We start from the raw sequence: 6,435 nt of genomic DNA, 5'->3' as shown, positions 1-6,435 counted from the left end.
GTGGAGCGGATGATGCGCGACGCGAAGATCACCCAGATCTACGAGGGCACCAACCAGGTCCAGCGCATCGTGATGGCCCGCAACCTGCCGTAACGACGCTCTGGCACGCCCCGACGGTCGGACCGGTCAGCCGACCGGCCGTCGGGGCCGACGCATCGTCCCGATGCTAAGTTCCGGAGAATGAGCGAGAAGGAAGAGCAGGACCTGCCCATGAACGACGGGCCCTCGAAGCCGGCGATGCGCGAGGCGCTGGTGGCCGCGGCCTTCGAGCTCTTCCTGGAGCGCGGCTTCGAGCAGACGACGGTCGACGACATCGTCTCGCTCGCGGGCGTCGGCCGACGCTCCTTCTTCCGCTACTTCCCGGCCAAGGAGGACGTGGTCTTCCCCGACCACGAGCGCAGCCTCGCCGAGATGACGGAGTTCCTGGAGTCCGGCACCGGCGAGGAGGACCCGGTCAAGCACGCCTGCGACGCCGCCCGCCTGGTCCTGCGGATGTACGCCGAGCAGCCCTCCTTCTCCGTGCAGCGCTACCGCCTCACCCGCAAGGTGCCGGGTCTGCGGGCGTACGAGCTGTCGGTGGTCTGGCGCTACGAGCACACCCTCGCCGCCTATCTGCGCGGCCGCTTCGCCGACCGCCCGGACGGCCCGCTGCGCGCCGACGTGATCGCCGCCGCCGTGGTCGCCGCGCACAACCACGCCCTGCGCACCTGGCTGCGCTCGGGCGGTGAGAGCGACTGGGTGGTCGAGGTGGACGCGGCGATGTCCTTCGTCACCGCCACCTGGAGCGACCGCCCCGACTCCGTCCAGAACGGCGAGGGCCCGGCCGACGACGTGGTGGTCCTGGTCGCCAGCCGCCGCGCCCCGTTGTGGCGGATGGTTCAGGGCATCGAGAGCGCCCTCGGCGACGCCCACCGGGTCTGAACCACCGCACGGGTTCGCTCCTCGCCGACCGGCGGCCACGTCCGGGGGCAACTCACCCGCGGCGAGCCCGACTTCGGCATGGGTCGACCCGGGTCTCGGTGGCGGACCGGGGTGGTTCACCAACAGTTCCCATGCGATCGACCCCTGTACCGTCCCGTTCCGGCCGGCCTGAACGGGCCTCCGCGGTGCTGGACCTGGAAGGGCGGCGAACGGCCGGATCGAGGGCGGTTCGGACGAGGGACCTGCCGGTTTCCACTCTCATCACCGTGGCAGTGGCGCAGGAGGCGATGCCGACCCGTGCGGACCGCCCCGGCGGCAGGACAGCCCGCGTCCCGGCGGGTGAGTATGGGAGACGGGTGAGTATGGGAGAGGAGGCCGGACGGGCTCACCCGTCGGCCCGCATGAGGTGGTTGCGGTGTCCGCTCCGTCCCTCGGTGGAGAGGTGGTTCGGGTGGCACAGACGCCCCTGCTGGCAGTGCGCGGCATCTCCAAACGGTTCGGTGCCGTGCAGGCGCTGAGCGGTGTCACCCTCCGGATCGACGCGGGAGAGGTTGTCGCGCTGGTCGGGGACAACGGGGCCGGCAAGTCCACCCTGGTCGAGGTGATCGCCGGAGTCCTCGCACCCGACAGCGGGGTCATCGAATGGAACGGCCGGCCGGTCGCCCTCCGCAGGCCGATGGACGCGCAGAGCCTCGGCATCGCCACCGTCCACCAGGATCTGGCACTCTGCGACAACCTCGACACGGTCGGCAACATCTTCCTCGGCCAGGAGATCCGCCGGTTCGGCGTCCTCGACGAGGTCGAGATGGAGAAGCGTGCCCGCAGACTGCTGAACTCCCTGGCCATCAGGCTTCCCAGCCTGCGCATCCCCGTGGGCTCGCTCTCGGGCGGCCAGCGCCAGAGCATCGCCATCGCACGCGCGCTGATCGGCAGGCCCAAGGTGGTGATCCTCGACGAGCCCACCGCCGCCCTCGGCGTCGGGCAGACCGCCCTGGTGCTGGAACTGGTCGAGCGCCTGCGCAACCAGCACCTCGGCGTGCTGCTGGTCAGCCACGACCTGGAGAACGTCCGCACGACCGCCGACCGGATCGCGGTGCTGCGCCTCGGACGCAACAGCGGCCTCTTCGACACCAAGTACGCCACCCAGGAGCAGATCGTCTCGGCCATCACCGGGGACCACACCATGGCCGTGTCCCTGGCGCAGTCCCTGCTGCCGCACGGGCTGCCCGAGCAGAACGCCCTCGACGTCGCCTACCGCTACCTGCCGGCGAAGGAGGGCGTCGGCGGGGACTGGTTCGACGTCATCCAGCTGGCCGGCAGCCGCGTCGCCCTGGTCGTGGGCGACATCGTCGGCCACGGCCTGCACGCGGCGGCCACCATGGGGCGCCTGAGGACGGCAGTGCACAACTTCTCCATGCTGGACCTGCCCCCCGACGAGCTCCTCGCGCACCTCGACGAGTTGGTCAGCCGGATCGACCGGGACCAGGCGGCCACCGGCGACGGCGCCGAGATCACCGGCGCGACCTGCCTGTACGCCGTCTACGACCCGGTGTCGCGGAACTGCGAGCTGGCACGCGCCGGCCACCTCCCGCCCGCCCTCGTCCGGCCCGACGCCACCGTGGACTTCCTCGACCTGCCCGCAGGACCTCCGCTGGGGGTGGGAGGCCTGCCCTTCGAGACGGCACAGGTCAGGCTGCCCGAGGGCAGTCGGCTGGTGCTCTACACGGACGGGCTCGTCGAAGACCGCCGCCATGACATCGACCACGGACTCGAACTGCTGCGCGGCGCGCTGGAGGGCTCCCGTGACCTGACGCCGGAGGACACCTGTGACGCCGTGCTGGACGCGCTGCCGCCCGCGTACTCGACCGACGACATCGCCCTTCTCGTGGCCCGCACCCGGGCGCTGCCGCAGGACCGGCTGGCCGAGTGGGACGTACCCACGGACCCGGCCGCCGTCGCCGGTGTACGGGCCGCGGCCAGCCGCCAGCTGGCCGAGTGGGGGCTGGACGACCTGGTGTTCACCACGGAGCTGATCCTCAGTGAGCTGGTCACCAACGCCATCCGCTACGGCGGGGGACCCATCGGCGTTCGCCTGCTGCGGGACCGCAAGCTGATGTGCGAGGTCTCGGACACCAGTAGCACTTCCCCTCACCTGCGCTACGCGGCCACCACCGACGAGGGCGGACGAGGCCTGTTCCTCGTCGCCCAGCTCGCCGAGCGGTGGGGCACCCGGTACACACCCACCCACAAGATCATTTGGGCGGAGCAGCCGCTCCCGTGACGGACCCCCGCGCCCGCCATCATGCCGTCAACAAGGCGGCGAATTCAGGACGTTTCGGTGCCCGGGGCCCGCATCCTTCACATGCCCCGAAGAGTGAGCATGCCGTCCGGACCGAGATCGATTCGCACGCCGAATCCGCGGCTGACCCGGTCGAGGACATCCCGTAGCCACTGTGCGTCCTCGGCGGAGGCATGCTCAAGCCGTATCTGTCTGGCTTGTACGGGCGCCATGCGGGCACTGACCAGCCTTCCGGTGCCCGGCTCCACCGAGACGAAGTACAGCAGCCGCAGGTCGTCCCGGTAGTGCTCCTGGCCGGCGATGCCCTCGTAGTCGTCGATGAAGTCGCCGCAGCCGTAGAGAACGAGCTTCCCCCGGTAGACCTCGATGGGGCGGGGATGGTGCGAGGAGTGTCCGTACACGACATCGACACCGCCGTCGATCAGGGCGTGCGCGAAGCGGGTCTGATCCCGGGAGACCTGGTAGCCCCAGTTGGACCCCCAGTGGACGGAGGCGACGACGACGTCGTCCGGTCGCCTCACCTGCCGGACTCGATCGACGACGTCGGCCGCGTCGACGCCCGAAGCCTCGGACACGAAGTCGACGCCGGCTCGATCCTCAGCCGCGGCCCACCTCCACGGAATCCCGCTGGACGCCGTGCCGAACGCGAAGACCAGAACCCGCCGGCCGCCGTCCACCGTGACGATCGCGGGTTCTCGTGCCGCGCCCGCGTCCCGTCCCGCTCCCACCGCCGTCAGCTCCGCACTCGCCAAGGTGTCGAGCGTCTCCGCGAGTCCGAGGAGGCCGAAGTCCATCACGTGGTTGTTGGCCAGTACGCAGACGTCGGGCCGGGCGGCGGCCAGACAGGGAAGGTTGGCCGGGTGCATGCGGTAGTGCACGTCCTTCCCCGCCGCGAAGTCGTCGCTGCGAGTGATGCTCGTCTCCAGGTTCAGCACCCGTACCTCGGGTGCGGCCTGGTCGAGCAGTTGCAGGGCCTCCCCCCAGGGCCAAGTGAAGTCGACCGGACGAGGAATCGGACCGTTCACAGCCTCCGCGAACTCGACGTAGGCCCGCGCATCCGGGACGTACGGCTCCCGCAGCGTCGGATCGCCGGGGTGCGGCAGGATCTGGTCGACCCCGCGGCCGAGCATCACATCACCGCAGAGGAACAACCTGACCGGGTCAGTGCTCATGGTTCCACGCTAGGCGCCGCAGCGTGGATCTGGTCCGCGATGCCCTCGGCTTTCGGTCTGCCCCACGTAGGCCTGGCGGTCAGCGGCTCGTACCGTCCACGGACGCGGCCGTGCGAGTTCCTCGCCCCGCCCGGTCATACCGCGTCCTGGCGCCCTGGACCCGCACTGCGTGTACGACCACGCGCAACGAAAAATGCGGGTCAGGATTGCTCCTGACCCGCATTCCCTCGCCAACGTTGCTGGCGAAGAGTTGTGTCCGAGGGGGGACTTGAACCCCCACGCCCGATAAAGGGCACTAGCACCTCAAGCTAGCGCGTCTGCCATTCCGCCACCCGGACCGGGTGTCGCCCTCGCGGCTTTCGATCTCTCGTCCGTCGCGCTGACAGATGTAACTGTAGCAAAGATCGGCTTGGGCTCCCAAAACGGCTCCGGGCGGGGGAACGGCGCTGGTGGCGGGGCAAGGGGTGCTCTGTGGCGGCGGCGTGACCAGGGGGTTTCGGGGCGGTGCGGAGGGGTGGATCGGGATGGAGGGCTGGGAGAGGATGGGCGGACGTGCTCGTACGGCCCGGGTGCAGGTCCTGGGGGTGGCGCGCTGGTGCGTCGGTGCGGGCCCAAGACGAGGAGTGACCGTGAGCGAGCGGAGCGAGTCGGCGGCGCCGAAGGTGACGGCTGAGTCGGAGGTCGCCGAGATCTGTCGCGATCTGATCCGGATCGACACCAGCAACTACGGGGACGGGTCCGGGCCGGGCGAGCGCAGGGCGGCCGAGTACGTGGCCGAGCAGCTCGCCGAGTTCGGGATCGAGCCGCAGATCTTCGAGTCGGCCAAGGGGCGGGCCTCGACCGTGGTCCGGATCGAGGGCGAGGACCGGTCCCGCCCGGGCCTGCTGATCCACGGCCACACCGACGTGGTGCCGGCCAACGCCGCGGACTGGACGTACGACCCCTTCGGCGGCGAGATCGCGGACGGCTGCGTCTGGGGCCGCGGCGCGGTCGACATGAAGGACATGGACGCGATGACCCTCGCGGTCATCCGCGACCGGCTGCGCACCGGCCGCAAGCCCCCGCGCGACATCGTGCTCGCCTTCCTCGCCGACGAGGAGGCGGGCGGCACCTACGGCGCGCGCTTCCTGGTGGACAAGCACCCGGAGCTGTTCGAGGGCGTGACCGAGGGCATCGGCGAGGTCGGCGGCTTCTCCTTCACGGTCAACGACCAGGTGCGGCTCTACCTGGTGGAGACCGCCGAGAAGGGCATGCACTGGATGCGCCTGACGGTCGAGGGCCGGGCCGGGCACGGCTCGATGGAGAACGACGACAACGCCATCACCGAGCTGTGCGAGGCGGTCGCCCGGCTCGGACGGCACAAGTTCCCGCTGCGGATCACCAAGACCGTCCGCGCCTTCCTGGACGAGCTGTCCGACGCCCTCGGGGTCGAGCTGGACCCGGAGAACATGGACGAGACGCTGCGCGTCCTCGGCGGTATCGCCAAGATGATCGGCACCACGCTGCGCAACACCGCCCAGCCGACCATGCTCGGTGCCGGCTACAAGGTGAACGTGATCCCGGGTCAGGCCACCGCCCACGTGGACGGGCGCTTCCTGCCCGGCTACGAGGAGGAGTTCCTCGCCGAGCTGGACAGCGTGCTCGGCCCGCGCGTGAAGCGGGAGAGCCTGCACTCGGACCGGGCGATCGAGACGAGCTTCGACGGCTCGCTGGTCGACGCGATGCAGACCGCGCTGCGCGCGGAGGACCCGATCGCCCGCGCCGTGCCGTACTGCCTGTCGGGCGGTACGGACGCCAAGTCCTTCCAGGACCTGGGCATCCGCTGCTTCGGTTTCGCGCCGCTGCAGCTGCCGCCGGAGCTGGACTTCGCCGGGATGTTCCACGGCGTGGACGAGCGGGTGCCGGTGGACGGGCTGAAGTTCGGCGTCCGGGTGCTGGACCGCTTCATCGACGCCTGCTGATCAGGCGACTGGGTCGACCCGCTCCCGGAGTGCCGGGGGCGGGCCGACCGCATTGTCCGAGCGCATGATTGTGGGACGGGCT

General features: G+C 70.4%; 4 protein-coding genes, 1 tRNA gene and 2 pseudogenes. 5 read left to right on the top strand and 2 right to left on the bottom strand.

What is annotated here, in order from left to right; genetic code table 11:
• The 4 genes and pseudogenes from ACWC9T_RS16305 to ACWC9T_RS16290 all read left to right on the top strand — a co-directional run.
• Positions 1-93, top strand: a 93-nt coding sequence (locus ACWC9T_RS16305) for an acyl-CoA dehydrogenase family protein (protein WP_132919430.1), incomplete at its 5' end; no start/stop codon positions are given.
• A gap of 144 nt (positions 94-237) precedes the next feature.
• Complete coding sequence (locus tag ACWC9T_RS16300; RefSeq protein ID WP_449821713.1) at positions 238-921, top strand: TetR family transcriptional regulator; 684 nt, start codon at positions 238-240, stop codon at positions 919-921.
• Positions 922-1,327: 406 nt separating this feature from the next.
• A pseudogene (locus tag ACWC9T_RS16295) lies at positions 1,328-1,876 on the top strand (ATP-binding cassette domain-containing protein); the annotation flags it as partial.
• A 213-nt stretch (positions 1,877-2,089) separates the two neighbouring features.
• A pseudogene (locus tag ACWC9T_RS16290) lies at positions 2,090-3,202 on the top strand (ATP-binding SpoIIE family protein phosphatase); the annotation flags it as partial.
• A gap of 77 nt (positions 3,203-3,279) precedes the next feature.
• On the opposite strand, the gene ACWC9T_RS16285 reads toward ACWC9T_RS16290, so the two are convergent.
• Positions 3,280-4,392 carry a CapA family protein gene (locus ACWC9T_RS16285; RefSeq protein WP_449821704.1) on the bottom strand — a complete coding sequence of 371 codons (1,113 nt, stop codon included), beginning with the start codon at positions 4,390-4,392 and terminating at the stop codon, positions 3,280-3,282.
• 253 nt (positions 4,393-4,645) lie between these two features.
• Positions 4,646-4,730 (bottom strand) — tRNA-Leu (locus ACWC9T_RS16280).
• Positions 4,731-5,021: 291 nt separating this feature from the next.
• Between ACWC9T_RS16280 and ACWC9T_RS16275 the strand changes: the two genes are divergently transcribed.
• The gene (locus ACWC9T_RS16275) at positions 5,022-6,353 is read left to right on the top strand and encodes a M20/M25/M40 family metallo-hydrolase (protein ID WP_449821703.1); all 1,332 of its coding nucleotides are present in this window, start codon (positions 5,022-5,024) and stop codon (positions 6,351-6,353) included.
• Positions 6,354-6,435: the final 82 nt, after the last annotated feature.

Source organism: Kitasatospora sp. NPDC001159 (genome assembly GCF_053598235.1).
Note: the sequence above shows the minus strand (reverse complement) of the source record. Positions and strands in the feature narration are given on the sequence as shown.

What these genes read in the sequence shown, in the direction of transcription:
- ACWC9T_RS16300 (WP_449821713.1), top strand. Translation starts at nt 238, where the DNA reads ATGCGCGAGGCGCTGGTGGCCGCGGCCTTCGAGCTCTTCCTGGAGCGC.
- ACWC9T_RS16285 (WP_449821704.1), bottom strand. Translation starts at nt 4,392, where the DNA reads ATGAGCACTGACCCGGTCAGGTTGTTCCTCTGCGGTGATGTGATGCTC.